At 34.7% G+C, this 21105-nt stretch carries 18 protein-coding genes and 1 pseudogene; 6 read left to right on the top strand and 13 right to left on the bottom strand.

All coding sequences use genetic code 11. The features are described 5' to 3' along the window. Positions 1 to 26: 26 nt before the first annotated feature. The gene (locus tag NLM59_RS02720; RefSeq protein WP_304416206.1) at positions 27 to 521 is read left to right on the top strand and encodes an acyl-CoA thioesterase; all 495 of its coding nucleotides are present in this window, start codon (positions 27 to 29) and stop codon (positions 519 to 521) included. A gap of 152 nt (positions 522 to 673) precedes the next feature. On the opposite strand, the gene NLM59_RS02715 is transcribed toward NLM59_RS02720, so the two are convergent. From NLM59_RS02715 to NLM59_RS02675, 9 genes are all read right to left on the bottom strand, one after another. After that, a complete protein-coding gene (locus NLM59_RS02715; protein WP_304416205.1) occupies positions 674 to 1597 on the bottom strand; it encodes a DMT family transporter in 924 nt (307 codons plus the stop codon). Continuing rightward, a complete protein-coding gene (locus tag NLM59_RS02710; RefSeq protein WP_304416204.1) occupies positions 1588 to 2193 on the bottom strand; it encodes an IMPACT family protein in 606 nt (201 codons plus the stop codon). Before NLM59_RS02710 ends, NLM59_RS02715 begins: the two co-directional genes overlap by 10 nt. Further along, positions 2190 to 3218 carry a bifunctional diaminohydroxyphosphoribosylaminopyrimidine deaminase/5-amino-6-(5-phosphoribosylamino)uracil reductase RibD gene (ribD, locus tag NLM59_RS02705; protein WP_304416519.1) on the bottom strand — a complete coding sequence of 343 codons (1029 nt, stop codon included), beginning with the start codon at positions 3216 to 3218 and terminating at the stop codon, positions 2190 to 2192. Before ribD ends, NLM59_RS02710 begins: the two co-directional genes overlap by 4 nt. A 99-nt stretch (positions 3219 to 3317) precedes the next feature. Further along, the gene (locus NLM59_RS02700; protein ID WP_304416203.1) at positions 3318 to 5441 is read right to left on the bottom strand and encodes a DUF349 domain-containing protein; all 2124 of its coding nucleotides are present in this window, start codon (positions 5439 to 5441) and stop codon (positions 3318 to 3320) included. 195 nt (positions 5442 to 5636) lie between these two features. Continuing rightward, positions 5637 to 6386, bottom strand: a complete 750-nt coding sequence (locus NLM59_RS02695) for a shikimate dehydrogenase family protein (RefSeq protein ID WP_304416202.1) — start codon at positions 6384 to 6386, stop codon at positions 5637 to 5639. Then, positions 6361 to 7374 carry a DUF368 domain-containing protein gene (locus tag NLM59_RS02690; RefSeq protein WP_304416201.1) on the bottom strand — a complete coding sequence of 338 codons (1014 nt, stop codon included), beginning with the start codon at positions 7372 to 7374 and terminating at the stop codon, positions 6361 to 6363. Before NLM59_RS02690 ends, NLM59_RS02695 begins: the two co-directional genes overlap by 26 nt. Next, positions 7367 to 8383: a DUF368 domain-containing protein gene (locus NLM59_RS02685; RefSeq protein WP_304416200.1), complete on the bottom strand. Its 1017-nt coding sequence runs from the start codon at positions 8381 to 8383 to the stop codon at positions 7367 to 7369. The genes NLM59_RS02690 and NLM59_RS02685 overlap by 8 nt, the downstream gene beginning before the upstream one ends. 154 nt (positions 8384 to 8537) lie before the next feature. Continuing rightward, positions 8538 to 9854, bottom strand: coding sequence for a UDP-N-acetylglucosamine 1-carboxyvinyltransferase (murA, locus tag NLM59_RS02680; protein WP_304416199.1), 1317 nt, complete (start codon positions 9852 to 9854; stop codon positions 8538 to 8540). Positions 9855 to 9868: 14 nt separating this feature from the next. After that, a complete protein-coding gene (locus tag NLM59_RS02675; protein WP_304416198.1) occupies positions 9869 to 10489 on the bottom strand; it encodes a DUF4290 domain-containing protein in 621 nt (206 codons plus the stop codon). Positions 10490 to 10701: 212 nt separating this feature from the next. On the opposite strand from NLM59_RS02675, the gene NLM59_RS02670 reads away from it, so the two are divergent. From NLM59_RS02670 to NLM59_RS02660, 3 genes are read left to right on the top strand one after another with little or no spacing between them, the layout of a single operon-like run. Continuing rightward, the gene (locus NLM59_RS02670; RefSeq protein WP_304416197.1) at positions 10702 to 11187 is read left to right on the top strand and encodes a SixA phosphatase family protein; all 486 of its coding nucleotides are present in this window, start codon (positions 10702 to 10704) and stop codon (positions 11185 to 11187) included. Continuing rightward, positions 11188 to 13278, top strand: coding sequence for a polyphosphate kinase 1 (gene ppk1, locus NLM59_RS02665; RefSeq protein WP_304416196.1), 2091 nt, complete (start codon positions 11188 to 11190; stop codon positions 13276 to 13278). Next, positions 13265 to 14155 carry a Ppx/GppA phosphatase family protein gene (locus NLM59_RS02660; RefSeq protein WP_304416195.1) on the top strand — a complete coding sequence of 297 codons (891 nt, stop codon included), beginning with the start codon at positions 13265 to 13267 and terminating at the stop codon, positions 14153 to 14155. The genes ppk1 and NLM59_RS02660 overlap by 14 nt, the downstream gene beginning before the upstream one ends. A gap of 76 nt (positions 14156 to 14231) precedes the next feature. Here the strand turns inward: NLM59_RS02660 and NLM59_RS02655 are convergent, their stop codons facing one another. Then, entirely contained in the window at positions 14232 to 15146 is a 915-nt protein-coding gene (locus NLM59_RS02655) for a dimethylarginine dimethylaminohydrolase family protein (protein WP_304416194.1), read from the bottom strand. Positions 15147 to 15300: 154 nt separating this feature from the next. Then, positions 15301 to 15831, bottom strand: coding sequence for an adenine phosphoribosyltransferase (locus NLM59_RS02650; RefSeq protein ID WP_304416193.1), 531 nt, complete (start codon positions 15829 to 15831; stop codon positions 15301 to 15303). 89 nt (positions 15832 to 15920) lie between these two features. Between NLM59_RS02650 and NLM59_RS02645 the strand changes: the two genes are divergently transcribed. Next, the gene (locus NLM59_RS02645) at positions 15921 to 17756 is read left to right on the top strand and encodes an ABC transporter ATP-binding protein (RefSeq protein ID WP_304416192.1); all 1836 of its coding nucleotides are present in this window, start codon (positions 15921 to 15923) and stop codon (positions 17754 to 17756) included. A gap of 37 nt (positions 17757 to 17793) precedes the next feature. Here the strand turns inward: NLM59_RS02645 and NLM59_RS11855 are convergent. Both NLM59_RS11855 and NLM59_RS02640 read right to left on the bottom strand, forming a co-directional pair. After that, positions 17794 to 17946: pseudogene (locus NLM59_RS11855) on the bottom strand (LytTR family transcriptional regulator DNA-binding domain-containing protein); the annotation flags it as partial. A 291-nt stretch (positions 17947 to 18237) separates the two neighbouring features. Beyond that, positions 18238 to 18645 carry a DUF4293 domain-containing protein gene (locus NLM59_RS02640; RefSeq protein WP_304416191.1) on the bottom strand — a complete coding sequence of 136 codons (408 nt, stop codon included), beginning with the start codon at positions 18643 to 18645 and terminating at the stop codon, positions 18238 to 18240. 248 nt (positions 18646 to 18893) lie between these two features. Here NLM59_RS02640 and rho point away from each other — a divergent pair, with 248 nt between their 5' ends. Further along, a complete protein-coding gene (gene rho / locus NLM59_RS02635; RefSeq protein WP_304416190.1) occupies positions 18894 to 20732 on the top strand; it encodes a transcription termination factor Rho in 1839 nt (612 codons plus the stop codon). Positions 20733 to 21105 lie beyond the last annotated feature (373 nt).

The raw sequence follows: 21105 nt of genomic DNA, 5'->3' as shown, positions 1-21105 counted from the left end.
CTGTGGTACAAAAATGTGAAAAAACTTTGAACAAAAAAAGTCACTTACCTATTGCAAAATTGAAAACATTTTCGTATCTATTAAAGAATACATTAAGCATGATTGAGGCAACTACTTTTATTAGAGTGAGATATGGCGAAACCGATCAGATGGGTTATGTCTATTACGGTAATTACGCGCAATTCTTTGAAATTGGACGTGTAGAACTCTTTAGAAAAATCGGTGTAACATACAAGTCATTGGAGGACAAAGGAGTAATGATGCCGGTAATAAATATGCAAAGTTTTTATCACCACCCAGCACGCTATGATGATAGGTTGAAAATCGTTACTAGCATCCCAAAAGTTCCCGATGGTGTAAGGATAAAATTTGAATATAAAATTTTTAATGAATCAGATTTATTACTTCATGAAGGAAGTACAGAATTGGTATTTGTTGATATGTTAAAAAATCGACCTTGCCGAATTCCGAACAATTTGAGAGAAAAACTCCTCGATTATGATAATTTGAAGGAAAGCTAAATTAAAGATGGAAAGATTAGTTTTCTAAAAATTTAACCCTAAAAATCAGGAAACTTTTTTTTGAAACTCAATTTATTGATAGATATATTCACTTTTTTGAAATGCTGGATTATTCCACAACAAATCAAGAGGATTTTAATCCTATTTTTAATTTAAGTTGCTTTTGTTTTTAATTTTTTAGTATTCGAAACTAAATATACTCCCACAAAAATCATTAAAGCTGATACTACCTTAACCAAGTCCAACGAGTCAGCTCCTAAAATTATAGCTGTCAGAACAGCGAAAACAGGTTGTGCATAGATATAAATTCCAACGGTAGACGAGGGAAGGACGTTTAAACTTACGGTAGTGAAATAGTAGGTTAAACAGCTAACAAAAATTAAAATAAACCCAATCGACAACCATATTTCTGTATTCATCTCAGACCATCTGGCGTCTATAACTTCATTAAATCCAAAGGGTAAAACCATAAATAAGCCAATGCTAAACACCCATTTCATGAAAAGCATATTGTCATATTTCTCAATTAATTTTTTAGAAATAACAAGGTAAATAGCATAGGATAAGGCATTTATGAAAATCATAATATTGCCTAAAGTAGGGTTGGGGGCATAAGAGCTGGCTCTAGAGTCTCCTGAAAGAATAAGTGCCAATGCACCCACGAGACCTAGGAATAATCCAATAGCTTTATTCCATGTGAGTCTTTCTTTTGCAATGAATAAGGCAACGATTAGAACGGCTATAGGTGTGCTCGTCATAATAATGGACGCACTAATGGGCTGTGATAACTCTAATCCTTTGAAGAATAGAATTTGGTTGATGGCTATCCCAAATAATCCAGCTAGAACGAGTCGTACCCAATCTTTGGATTCTATTTTCTGCTTTTTACTTGGGGATTTAATGAAATAATGTAATATCCAGAAAAAGGCAACCGCTGCAATACATCTTAATAAAACCAAACCAAGCGGCTTGATGTATTCAGGCATGGGGATTTTAGAAACGGTATAATTGACCCCATAAATCAAATTAGCCAACAACAAAAGTATGTGGGCTGTAACTACTTTACTTAGTCGCATTCATAAATTTCTATATCTTGAAACGCCTCTAAATGTTCAAGAAATTCTTTACTCTTTCGTTTGCTAACTTCTACTTCAATCTCGCACTCGGCCATGTAACTTTGGGTCAACATGTCGCCATTGTAGCGATCGATGATGCGCATGGCATCTCCTTGAGATGAATAAGGGAAAACCAAAAGATGTCTTTCTTTCTTCTCTAAAATCTTAGTTTTAGCATTCTGCAAAGTCTCCTCAGCACAGTTTTTATAAGCTTTAATCAAGCCGCTAACGCCTAATTTGGTTCCTCCATAATAACGAACTACCACCACCAATGTGAAGGTGTAATCAAATGACAAAAGTTGATTGTAAATAGGTAATCCAGCCGTTCCATTTGGCTCGCCATCATCGTTAGCTCTGTATTTTTTACCGGCAAATCCTAAGCGATAGGCATAACAATGATGTGTTGCAGACGGATGAATCGATTTGATTTCTTCTAATCTTTTCTTTACATCACCTTCATTTCGGACATAATAGGCGTAGCCAATGAATTTGCTGCCTTTTTCCTTTTGAATAATATCCACCACGGATTTACTTATGGTCTTGCACTCGTATTTCATTGTTTGCGATTCACATATAATTTATATTCATCTCTGCCCAAATCCTGTCGGAACTTTAAACTAGCATTCTCCAATATAGGTGCTTTGATTCCATTTTCCCAAGCCACATCACCAGTGAAAACTCTCGCTTCATCCCAAAGATTTTCTTCTATAAAATGTGCTAAAGTCGCTGCACCACCTTCTATTATAATCGACTGTAAATTTTGTTCGTGTAAATGATGAAGAATTTGTTCTAACACATTTACCTTGAAATCGATTTTAATAAAATCAACATTTTGCCTCTTTTCATTCTCTGCTTCCGTAAAAGCGATGGTTTTAAGGTCAGATGATAGAAAGGATTTAATTTCTGGGCTCAATTCCCTACTAATTAATACTCTAATCGGCTGATTCCCTTGCCATAATCTGGCATTCAATTGAGGTTGGTCGATCTCAGCAGTTCTTTTTCCTACTAAAATAGATGCTTCTTCGGTTCGCCATTTATGCGCAAGTTGTTTGCAATAGGCATTAGTAATCCACTTTTGTTCTTGACCAAGTGGCGCAAAATACCCGTTAGAAGTTTGAGCAAACTTTAGAATAATATAAGGACGCTTTTTGGTGTGAAAGGTGAAAAATCTACGATTCAACCATTCGCACTCTTCTTCAAGAATATTTTCAACGACCTCCACACCGTTTTCTCTCAGATAAGCGATGCCTTTTCCGTTGACATGTGCTGCTTTGTCTCTAATTCCAACAACTACTTTAGGAATGCCGTATTCTACGATTTTATGTGAGCATGGAGGTGTTTTTCCAAAATGGGAGCATGGCTCTAGGTTCACATATAAGGTGCTTTCCTTCAAAAGTGATTTATCTTGAACACTGTTGATGGCTACAATTTCAGCATGATCTTGACCTGCCTTTTTGTGCCAACCTTCGCCTATAATTTTCTGATTATGAACAATGACGCTTCCAACCAATGGATTGGGATAAGTGGTTCCCAAAGCATTTTTGGCAAGTTCTAAACATCTTTGCATCATTAATTCGTCCATACTCAACCGATAATTAATTTTATTCAGAAGAAAAATCCCAAACTTTATATATCAAATATTAAGAATTTGGGATTTTTGAATTGATTATTTAAAACCTATTTATTCCTCTTCAGAAGCAGCATCAGCCTCTATTTCTGCTGCTGCATCTTGTGCTTGTTCTAGTGCATCTAAGTTTATATGTCTTAAATCATCAAATCTAGACTCAAGCTCTTTAAGTTCATTTACTTTATTCTCAATGTTTTGAATCGCATTTTTGAATAATGGATTATTTTCGTCTGCATTAGAGAAAAACGCTAAGTTGGTTTGTAAATGAGTAACCTCTTTTTGAACTTCATCCATTTGTTTTCTGGTGTCGTACTTAAGATTACGTAATGCATCTTCGTCAAGGGTAGTCTTAATTCTATCGATCTGACTTTCCCATTGTGCTTTTGCAATAGCATTTTTATCTAAACCAGCATCTGTCAAGAACTTCTCTGTTAATGAAGAGAAATCTTTATTGATATCTTGTTTTCCATTTGGAACATAACCAATCGTAGACCATTTAACGCTATAATCATTAATCCAAGCTAATAAAGCATCTTTGTCTTTTGGCTTTTCGGCGGTTTTCATTTCTTCTAATAGCGCCAATTTCTTGTCTAGATTTTCTTTTTGCTTCTCTAGTTTTTCGTTGTTTCTATTTTTATAACGATCAAAGAATTGATTATTTGCCTGACTAAACTCTTTCCAAATCTTATCTGAATACTTTCTTGGAACATGTCCAATTTTCTTCCATTCAGCTTGAATACGTTTAACAACTTGAACAGAATTATTCCAATCTGAGCTGTTTTTGTGTTCATTAGCAATTTCTACTAATTTTCTTTTCTTCTCAAGATTTTCCATCTGTTCAGCTTTCATGTTCTTGTAGAAAGCATTTTTCTCATGGTTAAATCCTTTAGAAGCTTCTTTGAATGCATCCCAAGTTGGTTGATTGTTCTCTCTTGGAACTCTACCTAATGCAAAGAACTCTTCGCGAAGGCCTTTCATTTCTTTAATCTTCTTTTGCCATGCATTGTGAGATTTCGGTAAATCTCCCTCGATTAACTTTGAAATTTTATCAATTACAGCTCTTTTCTTTTCAAGATTTTCTTGCTGTTTTTTCTGAAGTTTCTCGTTTAATTCAGTTTTTCTATCGTGAATTTTATTGGTTAAACTTTTAAACTCTAACCAAGTTTTTTCACGCATTTCTTCCGCTACAGGAACACCTTCTTCTTTCCACATACGGTGAAGGTATTGTAGCTCGTTCAATGCTTTTTGAACGTTTTCTTCTTTTAATAAAGCTTTTGCTCTATCAATAATCGAATGACGAACCTCTAAGTTGTGTTCGTAATCCATTTTTCTTAATTCCTGGTTTAAATCCAAGAATTCATTAAAGTTATCTAAGTGGAAATAATAAGTTTTAAAAATGTTTCCAGCTTGTGCTTTAGGGATTCTACCCGCATTGTGCCAACGCGTTTTTAGATCTCTAAACTTCTTGAATATATGTGAATTGTTTTCTGAAGGTTCAGTATATAAAGCCTTTAATTCATTGATGATTGCTTCTCTTTCTTTAAGATTAGCCTCTTGTTCAGCTTCTACTTTCTTATAATGAGCATCTACTTTTGAGCGGAACTCAGCATAAACATCAAAGAAAGGTGTGCCATGTGGATTATCATGTCTAAAGTCGATGGCATTTCCTCCTTCTTCTAAGAATTTTTCCTTTGCAGCAGCTTCAATCTCTTCTGCTTTTTTACGGAAAGAATCTCTCAAGTTTCCAAAAGCTTCACGAAGTTTAAGGGGTGCGTACGTACCAATTAATTCTTTAGCTTCCTTTACCATATCGGCCAATGACATGTCGTCATAGTCCTTTAATGGAACCGTTTGCTCTTCATCTTCGTTTTCTTCTTCATCCTCATTCTGAGCTTGGTCTTGATCGGCGTTTTCATCAAAATCCTTTTCAATACTTGTAGGTTTTTGCTCTTTCATTTCCTCTGCATCAGGAACTACGCCTTCAGGTAATTTTTCTAAATCTTCCGTCATTTCTTGCTCAGCGCTATCGCCGTGAATTTGAATAGGAGCTTCTCCTGTTGTGTCTTCAGCGGTTAGCTCACTAGCTTTTGCATCCTGATTAGTCTCTGTTGTTTCAGGTGCGTTGGTAAGATTCTCTTGTCCATCTGCCTTTGGCAGGTTATCTTTATCAATTGACATAATAATATACTTTCAGTAAATAACAAATCTAATGAATTCAATCTAAAATACCTAAACAGAATAGCTTACAATTTTAATAGATATTTGAATGGTATTTTTAACCTAAAAAGCTTAGAATATTTTGATTTTAAGATTCTAAAATTTAAAGCCGTGCTTGCTTAAATTTTTAATAATATTCATGCTTGAAATAAGAAATTATTTCGAATTCCAAATTTTCCAAGATTCTTCGGCTTGGATTTCCAACATTTCATAGCCGTTTTTAATTTGAGCTCCTTGAGCTTCAGCTTGAGTCAAAAACAGAGTTTTCTCCGGATTATAGACCAAATCATAAGCTAAATGTTGATTTGTAATAGCTTCATATGGAATTTCTGGTGCTTGTTCTACCTCGGGAAATGTACCCAGTGGAGTTGCATTAATAATGATAGGATGTTCAGTAATTATTTCTGGTGTTAAATCCTCGTAAGTATAATCTGCCTTACTACTATCTCGCGAAACAGTCTTGAATTCTATATTTAATAACTCAAGTGCATATTTCACAGCTTTGGTAGCGCCACCTGTTCCAAGGATAAGAGCTTTTGTATGGTTTTCCTTTAGTAAAGGTTTAATGGAGTCTCTAAAACCAATATAATCTGTATTATGACCGATTAAGTGATCACCTTTAAATTTAATTGTATTAACTGCTCCAATGGCTTTTGCTTCTGGAGATAAACTATCCATGAAAATCATGATTTCCTCTTTGTAGGGCGTTGTAACGTTTAATCCAGCTAAATTGCTTGTTAAAAACAATTGAGGAAATTGTTGGATCTGGTTTAATTCAAAAATTTTATAGCTGGCATCTATTTTTTCTGTGCTAAACTTCTCTTTAAAATAGGCAGGAGAGAAAGAATAACTAATTTTTCTACCAACTAACCCAAACCTTTTAAAGTTTGATTCTTTTGTTTTCATAATGCTTAATAAGTAATATGGATGCAATACCAATGATAATGCATAAAATTTGGATAAAAAATCTAGCATCAATTTCTGGTATAAATCGAGTGTAGCCAATCAATTGATTGTGATGGTCTAAATCTTCTGTTTTCCAAGGCCAAGCGGCTCCTAATGATCCAATAATAAAGCCCATTAATGTGGCAATTACGATATTGTGCCAACGTCTTAATAAGAAGCCCATCAATTTGGAAAAAGTTACCATTCCAAACAAAGAACCAGAGGCAAAGATTCCAACTAAATAAATCATTCTAACGCGTTCAGCACGCTCAACCAAAGATGAAGTTCCCAACATCTTGAAGTCGCCGTTAAATACTGCTGTGAGCGCATAGAATAGGTTATTTACCGCATCTACCATTAATAAGTTGTAATTTCCAATAATGATTAATATAAAGGATCCTGAGAAACCGGGTAATGTCATTCCAGATACGCCAATTATACCACAGAGAAAGATAAACCAATAATTATCGTTGGGTGGCATCGGGTCCATAAAGGATATTATAAGTCCCAAAACTGCCCCGAAAACAACCCCCATATAAGGTTTGAGTGTCCATTTCTTGACTTTTAAGGAAACATAATAAATAGATCCGATAATTAGTCCGAAGAAATAACTCCAGACTTCAGTTTCTAAACCTAAACCCTTTTCTGCCGGGGTTCTCATAAGCCAATCTATCAATAGAGAGATGGAGAAAAAGGCAGAAATAGAACCAAAGTTGGTTGCGAATAAAAACTTAAAATTAATGTATTCAAAAAACTTTCTAAATCTACCCGCCAAGAGTAGTTGAAGTGATTTGATATTGATTTTTTGAAATGAATAAATCATTTCTTCATAGAATCCCGTCACCAATGCTATCATTCCACCAGAAACCCCTGGGATTTTGTTAGCAGTTCCCATTAGGAGTCCTTTAAAATAAAGTACGACGTAGTCTATGAATGATCTTTTATACATTTTTCTTTTTCGCGATGAATTCTATGATAAATATAACCGAAAAGCCTAGGACTAAAAATATAGCAGCAGGTATTAAATCTGCGCTAGCTCCAGGGTTAAGGTTTTCGTAGGTTTTTGGTAATATATTAGTTTCTATAAATGCTTTGTATCGTCCAAACTCTTCTGTGCTTGCTGTCTTAAGATAGGCAGATAGGCTGTTGAAATCACCCAAATAATTGGATGCTTCTGAGGCTCCGACTTCTTTTACATAAATCATTTCATCTTTTTTCCATGGCCAAATCTTCCATAATGATCCGATTAAAAAACCGGTTAAAACAGCTATGAGTGTATTGTGATAATGATGCAAAAGGTATTTTAATAACTTCGAAAATGCGATCAATCCAGTTACAGCTCCAATTCCAACTACGCCAACGGTCACAAAATCATGATTTCCAACTGCCGAAATCACCGTGGCATATGCTCCTAGAAGTAGTAAGATAAAACTACCTGAAACGCCGGGTAAAATCATAGCGCAAGCCGCAATTGAACCTGCAAAGAATAAAAATAAATAGGATGAATTAGCACCTAATGGTGGTGTAATCGAAAGATAATAAACCGCTAAAGTTCCAAGAATAAGACCGGCAATAACCCCGAAATCCCATTTTTTGATTTGTTTTCCAACGTACCAAATACTGGCGATAATCAACCCAAAAAAGAATGCCCATAATTGGGTAGGGTAGAACTGCATGGCATAGGTTAATATTTTAGCTAATGACAAAATACTAACAGCGATTCCTGAAAGTAGAGCAGCTAAGAAATTTCCATTTACTTTTTCCCAAACAGCCGAAATTCCACCTTCTTTTAAATCATTAATTAAAGAAGGTTTTATGGCGGAGATACTATCTAATAATTCTTCGTAAATACCTGCGATAAAGGCAATAGTCCCTCCTGAAACTCCTGGTACAACATCGGCTGCACCCATTCCTAGGCCTTTTAAAAATATAATAAAATAATCTTTGAAACTGCGCATAGTTTGGATTGAAATAATCGTTTGCAAAGGTAGTCTTAATCTAATGAGATGAAAACAATTTCTAGCTTTATTTAATTCCTATTTACAATGAAAACCATGCCAAAAGAACGTATTTTGAACATGGTTTTCTGTAATTTATATATATTATTTTAGTCTAATCGACACGTCTTATATCCGCACCAATTTTGCGTAATCTTTCGTCGATATCTTCATATCCACGGTCGATTTGTTCAATGTTGAAAATCGTACTTGTTCCTTTTGCCGATAAAGCTGCAATTAATAAAGCAATACCCGCTCTAATGTCAGGAGAAGTTAAAGTCTGACCTCTCAAAGGTGTCGCATGATTTTGTCCAATTACAGTTGCACGATGAGGATCACATAGAATAATCTGAGCTCCCATGTCAATTAATTTATCGACGAAGAACAATCTGCTTTCAAACATTTTCTGATGAATAAGCACACTTCCTTTGGCTTGTGTTGCTACTACCAAAATAATACTCAATAAATCTGGTGTGAAACCTGGCCATGGCGCATCAGAGATTGTCATGATTGAACCATCGATAAAACTTTGGATTTCATAACTTTCTTGAGCTGGAATATAAATGTCGTCTCCAACTTTTTCTAACTTAATACCAAGTTTTTTGAAAGTATCTGGAATAACACCAAGATGTTCCCATCCAACATTTTTAATTGTAATTTCAGATCTTGTCATCGCCGCTAAGCCAATCCAAGAACCGATTTCAATCATATCTGGAAGAATGGTGTGTTCTGTTCCACCTAGTTTTTCAACGCCTTCAATGGTTAGTAAATTTGAACCTACTCCTTCGATTTTAGCTCCCATTCGATTCAACATCTTACACAATTGTTGAATATATGGTTCACAAGCAGCGTTGTAAATCTGAGTCTTACCTTCTGCAAAAACGGCTGCCATAAGAATATTGGCTGTACCCGTAACAGAAGCTTCTTCTAGAAGCATATAGCTTCCTTTTAATTTTTTGCCTTCGGGAAGTTCTACACCATAGAAACTTTCTTCTGGAGAATATCTAAATTCAGCGCCTAGTTTTTCGAATCCTTCGAAGTGCGTATCTAATCTACGTCTACCGATTTTATCTCCACCTGGTTTTGGCATATAAGCAAATCCAAATCTTGCTAAGAAAGGTCCCATTAACATAACCGACCCACGAAGAGACGCGCCATCTTTTTTGAAGTCTTTAGTTTTAAGGTAGTCTATGTGTAGATTATTCGCTTGAAAAGTATAATCTCCCTTGGCGTGTTTGGTGATGCTAACATCTAAACTTCCTAGGATTTCTATCAAGCGGTTGACATCTTTAATGTCGGGAATATTTTTAATTCGTACGGGTTCATCTGTTAATAAGGTAGCGCAAAGAATTTGCAGCGCCTCATTTTTAGCTCCCTGTGGTATGATTTCGCCTTTAAGCGGTTTCCCACCACGAATCTCCAATTTTGGCATATAAATTTAGAATTTTATTTTTTTCTTTTTGGTCTTCTTTTCTTAGAGTATTTCTTGGCTCCTCTTGGTTTTCCTTGCGTTAAATCACGCGAAGAGGAAAGATTGATATCTTCTTCCATTTGTTGGATATCAATTTTACCATTAGACATATCTTTTAATTGATTGAATATAACTCTATCGTCTACATTATCCTTGTTCCAAAGCAAATAACTTTTTTTCATTTGGTTGGCGATCGACTGGATAAGCCCATCTCTTTTTTCTCCTTCTTCCCACTCAACAGCCACATCAATCATTCGCTGGATGTTTTGTCCGTAGTAGCGATATTTTAAATTAAATACCGGATAAGGAATTTTGTTAGGTGGTTTAGAGAAATCTTCTTTTTTAGGTGTTGGATAGGGAGAATCAACATCTAAATCAAAATCTGCCATTATAAATAACTGATCCCAAAGCTTATGTTGAAAATCCTGAACATCACGTAGATGCGTGTTTAGGTTACCCATTACCTCTATAATAGCATGAGCAAATTCGTTTCTATCGTCCTTGTTTTCTATCTTTTTGCAATGATTTACCATTTCCTGAACATGTCGACCATATTCTGGAATGATCAATTTCTCTCTCGTTGTATTATATTGCATTGAAATCTATGGATTAAAAATGTGTAAGTAGGTGGTAAAAATAGAGAATTACCACTTTAAAATAAAATTTAAAGTTAAGTATCCTGCAATTTAAGCATTATTTGCTTGGTTCTCTCTAGCTTTCATTCGTGTTTTTTAAAATAAAATTTGTTTTATTAAATTGTACATTTGTTAGAAATCAACATTCACCAAGAAATCTACAAGCTTCATTTATGAAGAATTTAATCATCGTAAGACATGCCAAATCGAGTTGGGATTATGATATCGCAGATTATGATCGTCCTTTGCTTCCACGTGGCATTGATAGAGCAGAAAATCACGCTGCCATCTTAAAAAATAAACTAACCGAAATACCTGCTTTTTGGGCTACAAGTTATGCGACACGAGCTTTGCATACAGCGGTTATATTTTCTAAAGAATTTAAGCAGCTAGATCGGTTGAAAATTCATAAAGATTTATACACATTCTTCTATCTAGATTTAAAAAAAGCTATTGCAGAGTTTCCTAATGAAATGGATTCAGCGATTATTTTTGGACACAATGATGCTTGTATTGATTTAATAAGCTTTCTTACAGGTGAATCATTATTTGAGTTTAAAACTGCTAGTGTTGCATCTATTAGTTTTAAGCAAGATAATTGGCATGATATTGCTGATGGAAAGTTAAATTTTTTAATTTCAAAAGGCAAAATCCTGTAAATGACGACTCCTATTAAATACATAAATCGCGAAATAACTTGGTTGAAATTCAATGCAAGAGTGCTGCAGGAGGCGAGAGACAAAACAGTTCCCTTATTAGATAGATTGAGGTTTTTGGGTATTTACTCCAATAACTTAGATGAGTTTTATAAGGTTAGATATGCTACCGTTTTGCGTGCATTAGAACTTGATTCTGCAGCATATAATAATATTATAGAAGGTCAATCTTTAAAAAAGCTTTTATCTGAAATAAGAGAAGTGGTAGCGCTTCAACAAGATAATTACGATAGAACATTTCAAGAGATTATCAGACAGCTAGAGGATGAGGATATTTATTTTATCGACGAGCATCAGCTAGAGGAGGAGCATATTGCTTATATCAAAAAATTATATCAAGAAAAGTTAAGTCACACAACGGCTGTTTTCTTATGGAAACCTGACCAAGAAAGGATTCCGTCTTTTAGAGAGGATGCTTATTATTTGGCAGTTAAGATGACCAAGTTCAGTAAAAACCTGAATGAAGATATTGTGAATTATGCCATAATAGAGGTTCCAACTTATATATTTTCAAGGTTTATCGTTTTACCTTCCAAGGAAAATAAGAAGTATTTTATGATGCTAGAAGATGCGATTCGATATAATCTCGATGAAATCTTCGAAATCTTTGATTATGACCATATTGAAGCTCATTCTATTAAGTCATCTAAAGATGCTGAACTAGATTTAGATCAAGATGTTCAGCGTAGTTTTATGGATAGAATAGCACGAAGCGTAGAGCGACGTAGAAGTGGCGAGCCCGTTCGCTTGGTTTATGATAAAGACATGGCTCCAGATACTTTTGAGTACGTTAAAAATATCATGCACATCGATAAATACGATAGTGTTTCGCCAGGGAGTAAATATCACAACAAAAGAGACTTTATTGGCTTTCCGGATTTAGGTAGAGCCGAATTAAATAATGCAGCCATTCAACCTTTGACGCCTCCTGCTTTGGTTGGTGTTAAAAGTTATATTAAAGCCATTGAACAGCAAGACCACATGTTGCATGCGCCTTATACGGACTATTCTATTTTCTTAAAGTTTCTTAGAGAGTGCGCGATAGATCCTAAGGTTAAGGCGATTAAAATGACAGTTTATCGTGTGGCGAATCAGTCGCAAATAATGAGTGCCTTAGTTAATGCTGTTAGAAACGGGAAGGAAGTCACAGCTGTTTTAGAATTACGTGCTAGATTCGATGAGGCTAACAATGTGAATTGGTCTAAAATCCTGCAAGACGAAGGTGTTCAAGTAATTTTTGGAGTGGCTGATCTTAAAGTTCACTCAAAAATAGGTGTAGTAACTTACACGGATGAAGAGGATGAAGAAAATTTAAAGAAGATTGCCTTTATTTCAACCGGGAATTTTCATGAGAAAACTGCCAGGATTTATACGGATTTCACTCTTTTAACATCGCACAAAGAAATTGCCACTGAAATTGATGAAGTTTTTGACTTTTTCCAAGCTAATTATAAAGTTAAAGATTACAAACACTTGATTTTATCTCCATTTAGTACCCGAAGAAGAATCTATGAACTTATTGATCAAGAAATTGAAAATCAGAAAAATGGTTTGCCAGCACAGATTAATATTAAAATCAATAGTTTATCTGATAAAGGAATGATTGATAAGCTTTACGAAGCAAATGATGCTGGCGTTGAAGTGAGATTAGTTGTGCGTGGAATTTGTTGTTTGATACCAGGTAAGTATGGGTTAAGCGAAAATATAAAAGCCATAAGTGTAGTCGATAAATTTCTTGAGCATCCGAGAGTTTTTTGGTTTAAAAATGCTGGAAAAGATAAAATTTATATTTCCTCTGCAGATTTAATGGCACGAAATATTGACCATAGGGTAGAGATGACTTGCCCGATTTATGATCCAATTCTTCAAGAAGAAATAATGGATACATTTGAGTTAAGTTTTAATGATAATGTGAAAGGTAGAATTCAAAATGCAACCTTAGACGAGATTTATCAGGAAAACGACTTAGCACCTAATCGCTCACAAGTGAGCATTTATGAATATTATAAAAAAAGATACAATGAAGATAACTAAACTCGCAGCAATAGATGTCGGTTCCAATGCGATTCGTTTGCTGGTTAATACCATTTACGACGACGGAACACACAGGACTTTTAACAAAACAAGTTTGGTGAGAGCTCCTGTGCGTTTAGGGTATGACGCTTTTGTTGCCGAGCATGTATCAGATGAAAATCTTACTCGATTGATTAAAGCTTTAAAAGCCTTTAGGTTATTGATGGATGTACACGAAATCCAGGATTATAGAGCTTTTGCCACTTCAGCGATGAGGGAAGTGAGTAATGGAGAAGAAGTAGTGCAGAGAATTAAAGACGAGGCTGATATTGATTTGCAGATTATCGATGGAGAAACCGAAGGGAATATTATTTTCGAAACAGAATTAAAATCTTATGTAACTGATTCTAAGAATTATCTTTACGTGGATGTTGGTGGTGGTTCTACCGAATGTACGCTATTAGCGCATGGAAAAGTAATCACAACCAAGAGTTTTCCTGTGGGTACTGTACGTTGGTTGCATGATAAAGTGGGCGCGGATTTTCTTGAAAAAGAAGTTAAACCATGGGTTGTTGAAAACTGTAAACCATATGAGAGTATTGAGCTTTTGGGTTCAGGAGGTAATATTAACCACATTTTTAAGCAATCTGGAAGTAAACCTGGAAAGCCTTTGTCATATAATTATTTATTTAAACAATTAAAGATTCTTAAAGGCTTAAGTTTTGAAGATAGATTGACGCTATATAATATGAAAACGGATAGAGCAGACGTGGTAATTCCAGCACTTGAAATCTATGTAAGTATTATGAAGTTCGCTGGATCTAAGAAGATTCACGTTCCTAAAATTGGTTTATCAGATGGAATTATTCAGTTTATGTATCATCACAACAAGTATTAAGGATTACCAGATAAAAGGAAAAAGAGCGATAATTTATTTCTAAACTATCGCTCTTTTTTATGTTTTTAAGTTAAGCTTATTCTCGAATCAACGGCATAGTTGAACATCTTAATAAACCACCCATTTTAGAAACTTCACGATAAGGAATTTCTTCTACGGTTAGTCCCCATTCATTTCTCATGTGATTGTTTAGACGCGTAAAGTTCTTTTCTGAAACCACCACTTCAGGCGAAATAGAGAAAATGTTGGTATTCATCCAATACATTTCTTCTCTGGTTACTTCAAACACATTTTTACGACCAAATAAATCCAATAGAATTTGGTAATGTCTTTCATTTAAAAAGCCATTTTTGTAGATAATAGCTTTGTCTTTACCAACAGGCTGGAAAGTGCAATCTAAATGTAGAATTCCTCTAAATGGATCGTTGTCATCTTTAATTAACTCCATATCAATCACCCATTTGTGTGGGAAATGATGTTTTAAGAACTCAACAGCTTTTGCGTTAGTTCGTGCTGTTTTATATTTAGAATAATCATCTTGTTTATAGCAGCCTACAAACATAAATTCATTCCATAAAATAACATCACCACCTTCTACATGAACATCATCTGGAGTTTTAATTATATTTTTCTCTGAGATAGAATCAATAATGCGCTCATAGGCTTTTTGTTCTTCTTCTCTATCTTCGATTAGGTTGGCAATGATGAATTTATCATCGATTACAAATCCAACATCACGGGAGAAAACTTGGTTTAAATCCTCAATCACCCAAGGTCTAAAAACTTGAACATCATGCTTTTTAAGCACTTTTTCAAAAGCTTCCATTTCTTTGGTTACATCTTCTTCGCTTGGATAAATACCGCGCTTAACACTTTCTCTTGACTTTGAGTCAAAAGTGTCTTTTAATTCTGGATCTTCACCCATACCGCCTGGTTGTCCTAGAACAACAGCTTTAAGAGTATCGGTTTCATTAGTTACATTTAAAATCATAGAAATTAAATTTCAGGGAAAGGGCAATTTAGAAATACCTTTTAATATTCACAACTATTCAGAAATGAAATTTAAATTAATTTCAGCCAGTTTTTAACAATTAATGAGTTCTTAAAAATAAGATTTATTAGGAATTAAATAAATTATTGGAATTTTAAGATTGATAATGAATCAAAGAAAACACCTCTGCTTCTGATTCAATCTTAGATCTCCCGTTCAAGAAGTCTAACTCAACCAAGAAGGAATAGGAGGCAGGAATAGCTCCAACTTTCTTAACCAGTTCACTACATGCAGCAGCGGTTCCTCCTGTTGCTAATACATCATCATGAATCAGAACACGAGCTCCTTCTGGAATTTGTCCTTCGACAATTTCGAGTGTCGCTTCGCCGTATTCTAGTTCATAACTAGCAGAAACAATGGGTGGTGGAAGCTTTCCTTCCTTGCGCACCATTACAAATGGAACATTTAAAGCTAAGGCAATTGGAAACCCAAATATAAAGCCTCTACTCTCGATACCGCAGACCAAATCGACTTCACCTCTCACATGATCGGCAAAAGTTTCTATAATTTCTTTGGATAATTCGGCATTTTGGAAAACACCACTAAAGTCTTTAAATGAGATGCCTTTCTTAGGAAAACCTTCGACAATGCGAATATGAGATTCAATCTTTTTCTGTAAATTCATTCTAAATCTTGTATGTTCAAAGTTAGGAAAATAATAAGCTCTATTCAAAGAAATACAATTTGATTACCTTTGAAAATTCAAAATTAAATATGAGTCCATTCAGACGTATATTAGAGTTCGCAAAACCTTACCGCATTTACTTTGTGTTGAGCATTGTGTTCAATGTCCTTTATTCATTAATGGCCATTGTTTCTATTACATCTATTTTACCTATTCTAAAGATACTTTTTGACAATGTTAAGAAAGAAGATTTAGAACCTATCGATACCACAGCTGCCGATGTGAGTTTATTTGATAAACTTCAACATGATGCCACCGTTTATGTTGCGGAGTTAATGCAGCAATATGGTCAATTAACAGTTTTAGCTTGGCTATGTGCTGCTACGGTAGTTATGTTCTTTTTCAGAAACTTCTTTAGGTATATTGCTCAATATTATATGATTGCATTGAGGTCTGGAACATCGAGAGACATCAGAAATGCTATGTACAATAAGTTATTGGCCTTGCCAGTTTCTTATTTTACCGATCAGAGGAAGGGAGATATTATGACCCGAATTTCAAGTGATGTAGATGGAGTTCAGCGTTTCACGTTGATGCCGATTATCGAGTTTTTCCGTGCGCCAATTATGATTATTGCTACACTGGCTATGTTGATTTTCATGAATTGGAAGTTAACTCTAGCGGCATTTGTTATTCTGCCAGTTATGGGATTGGTGATTTCAACAATCTCCAAAAGTTTAAAAAATGATACGCGTGAGGCTCAGAAAGTTTTAGGAAATTTAATTTCTCAGGTTGAAGAAACTTTAAGTGCAGCCAAAATTGTAAAAATGTTTAACGCCGAAAAACATTTGAGCACAAGATTTTCTGACACCAATACCCAATGGAGATCATTGACCAATAGAGTTGAGCGTAAATATGAATTGGCTTCTCCAACCAGTGAGCTTTTAGGTTCATTGACTATTATTATGTTGGTTTGGTTTGGTGGAAAACTGGTATTGGAAGGTGAAGGATTAGAAGGACCTGCTTTTATTTTATTTTTAGGTTTGTTCTTTCAATTATTAGACCCAGCGAAAGCTTTATCTAAATCATTTTCAGATGTTTCTAGAGGTAATGCTTCTGCAGAAAGAGTATTTGAAGTTTTAGATGCAGATGTGGTTGTTAATCAAAAAGTGGATGCTAAGCCTTTGACTAAATTTGAAAAAAGTATTGAGTTTAGAAATGTTTCATTTTCGTATGAATCAGATCAACCTGTATTAAAGAATTTCAATTTAGTTATTAATAAAGGTGAAACGGTTGCTTTGGTTGGGCAATCCGGTAGTGGTAAAACTACCGTAGCCAATTTGATGACACGTTTTTATGACGTGACCGAAGGGGAGATTCTTATTGATGGGACACCAATTCAAGATGTTAAACTAGATGATTACCGCGCTCTGATGGGAATGGTAACACAAGAATCTGTTTTATTTAATGATAGTATTTACAATAATATTACCATGGGTAAAGAAGATGCTACTGAAGATATGGTGAAAGAAGCGGCTATGATTGCTAATGCTCATGAATTTATTGTTACCCTGCCTAATGGGTATTACGAGAATATTGGAGAAAGTGGAGGTAAACTTTCGGGAGGGCAGAAGCAGCGTTTATCTATTGCTAGAGCCGTCATGAAAAATCCACCGATTATGATTTTAGATGAGGCAACTTCGGCATTAGATACTAAATCCGAGCGTTTAGTGCAAGAGGCTTTGGATAATATGATGACCAATCGAACTTCTTTGGTAATTGCTCACCGTTTGTCTACCATTCAAAATGCAGATAAAATTATTGTAATGGATTCCGGTGAAATTAAAGAAACTGGAGAGCATTTAGATTTAATCGAGCAAAATGGAATTTATGCTAACCTGATTAGAATGCAGAATTTCGGATAGTTTTTTTAAGAATTAAATTTTAATAAATCTAAACTCGCTAATTATACTTTAAAGTCTCACACTCGCATCTAACGACCCATTTTTCATTATCGTCTTTGAAGCTAAGAGTAAGTCGACTTCCGGTGTGGGAGAGGATTTCTACTATGTGAGATAAATGCACCAAAGCTTGACGGCTAATTCTATAAAATTGATTAGGATCTAATTACTCCAAAATCTCCTCTAGAGAGTTGTCTATTAAGTAACTTCTATTTTGACTTTGTAGAAAGTTAGCTTGAATCAAATCTTGTATTTGTTTCGCTGAAAATAAAACAGGATTTTGGCGTGTATTTTTGAATTTATTAAACGCTGATATTATTAGAGTTACCAAACTGTTGTATTATGTGGATGAATTGTAAGTTTTAGATTTGTAAGAAATTAGAATAAAAAAAAGCAGCTGATTTCTCAACTGCTTTCAACACTCAATATAAATAAGTAAGTGCGATTATCGGATCCGATCTACCGATTTTACAAGTTTTTCGTCCTTGATAATGCTGCGATTGGCAAGCCAAAGCAACAGCATCGAAATTACAGGAAGAAATAACCCAATACCTTTCTCAGAAGAAAATCCTTCTCCAGGTAAATTGTATAGTTGATAAACCAATAGTCCCACCAACACTATATTCAAAAAGATATTAATAACATTAAACAGCATTTGGCGTTTTCTATTTCCATAAAAGAAAATATTAGCTAAGGCTAAAATACCAGAAGCAATAAATAACGCGTAAATTACTGTATAATCATTGGCTTGCATCCATTCTGATCCGCTTTTCCACAAATCAAAAATGTTCGAAAAAACACCTGAAACAAGTGCTGCAAGAAATAAAAAAATAGATTGTATTCTCTGAATCATATTCTAATTATCGACCGCAAATATATCAAATTTTGCTCAAAAAGGGAAGCTTAATTTTAATTCAAATGTTTTTAATTCTTTAAATCTATATAAAGCTATAATACATAGGATTTTCAGATATTATTTTTTTTTGCAGTGTTTCGTAATTTATTTGTAATATTGCATTAAGAGAATACCATACAACAACGACTTTCTCCTATTTTTCACTTGAAAAATTTACATTTTAAACAATCACATTCACAAACTATATGTTCGATTTAAATGAATTGAAAGGCAAGAAAGTTGCCGATCTTCGAGGAATTGCTAAAGATTTTGGTTTAAAAGGTTTTCAACCTTTAAAGAAACAAGAACTTATCTACCTTATCCTTGATCATCAAGCAGCTAATCCTTCTGCAATTAAAAACGTTTCTGCTGCAGAGCCTACCAATAAAAGAGTACAAGAAGCTAAACAAAGTAAAAAGGATAATAATTCTAAAAAACATAACTCTAAATCGCAGGCTAACAAAGATCAAAATTCTAACGATAGCGAGAATAAATCACAGGCTGATCACCCTTCTCATAAGAATAAAGATCAAAAAGAGAGAGAGCCAAACAAACAACAAAAAGCTCAACCTCAAAGAAAAAATACACATAGCCAACATTCTAATCAAAAGAATCAGGGTTCTAACAAAGACAATGTTCAGAACAAGAACCAAGATCATGATAACAAGAATCAAGGCCATGATAAAGATGCTAATAACAATAAGCATCAGAACAAAGACAAAGATTCTAACCAGAATAACCAAAACAGAAATTCTAATCAGAATCAGCAAAACAAGCCTAAGCACAACAATCAGAAAGGGAATCAGCGCAACGATAACAGAAACCAATCAAATCAGAACCAAAAAGGAAATGATGTTGATGGAAATAAAAGTAATGCGCCCCAAAGTCAAAACAAACACAAGAATAAATATCTAGATCCAAACTACGAGTTTGATGGTATTATTCGTTCAGAGGGTGTTTTGGATATGATGAATGAAGGTTATGGTTTCTTAAGGTCATCTGACTTTAATTACTTGCCATCTCCAGATGATGTTTATGTTTCTCAATCACAAATTAGACTTTTTGGTTTAAAAACAGGTGATACAGTTGTTGGAGAAGTTCGTCCACCAAAAGAAGGAGAAAAATATTTCCCTTTATTGAAGATTGTTGAAATCAATGGTCGCGAACCTAGCTACGTTAGAGATCGTGTTTCTTTTGAACACTTAACTCCATTGTTCCCACAAGAGCGTTTCCATATTGCAGGTAAGCAAAGTACAGTTTCTACTCGTATTGTAGATTTATTTGCTCCTATTGGTAAAGGTCAACGTGGAATGATTGTAGCTCAACCCAAAACGGGTAAAACAATGTTGATGAAAGACATTGCTAACTCTATTGCGGCTAATCATCCAGAGGTTTATCAAATCATCTTATTGATTGATGAGCGTCCAGAGGAGGTGACAGATATGCAAAGAAATGTGAAAGGTGAAGTAGTTGCTTCAACTTTTGATGAGCCAGCAGAACGCCACGTGAAAGTTGCAAATATTGTACTTTCTAAAGCTAAGAGATTAGTAGAGTGTGGACATGATGTGGTGATTTTATTAGATTCAATCACTCGTTTGGCAAGAGCTTATAATACAGTTGCACCTGCATCAGGTAAAATCTTATCGGGTGGTGTTGACGCGAATGCATTACACAAACCAAAAAGATTCTTTGGAGCTGCTAGAAATATTGAAGGTGGTGGATCATTAACAATTATTGCAACTGCATTAATTGATACAGGTTCTAAAATGGATGAGGTAATCTTTGAGGAATTTAAAGGTACGGGTAACATGGAGTTACAATTAGATCGTAAGATTGCTAACAAGCGTGTATTCCCTGCTATCGACTTGGTTTCTTCTTCTACTAGACGTGATGATTTATTATTAGATGAACCAACTTCTAAACGTATGTGGGTTCTTAGAAATCACATGGCAGATATGAATCCTGTAGAAGCTATGGAATTCATTAAGAAGCAGATGCAAATGACTAAATCAAACGAAGAATTTTTAGTAAGTATGAATACTTAATTCATAGTTACTTGAAAATAGATATTAAATAAAGCTCTGAGAAATCAGGGCTTTTTTTGTGCCTAGAAAATTGAGTTATAAGAAGATTAATTTTGGTATTACATGAATTCTACCGAGTATTGAGTATATTTATAAGGACTAAGCATTAGGAGCAGAGCGCGCTCTGGATAGCAGCGGAAATCCTTTGGATTTTTGTTGACAGACAAAACAGGAAGTTGCGAGAGCGACTTCAGAAGCTCCTTGCAACAACATGTTTTGTGGCTACAAAAACCAAAGATTGAAGCGAATAGCCAGCAATAGCGCCCAAAGAAATAAAACTTTAAAAACTATACGCAACCTTGAGTTTTAATGGGCGTCTAACTTGTAAATAACC

The organism is Profundicola chukchiensis (assembly GCF_029664245.1).
GTDB classification, from domain to species: Bacteria; Bacteroidota; Bacteroidia; order Flavobacteriales; family Weeksellaceae; genus Profundicola; species Profundicola chukchiensis.
The sequence above is the reverse complement of the archived record's forward strand: the minus strand, read 5'-3'. Positions and strand labels throughout refer to the sequence as shown.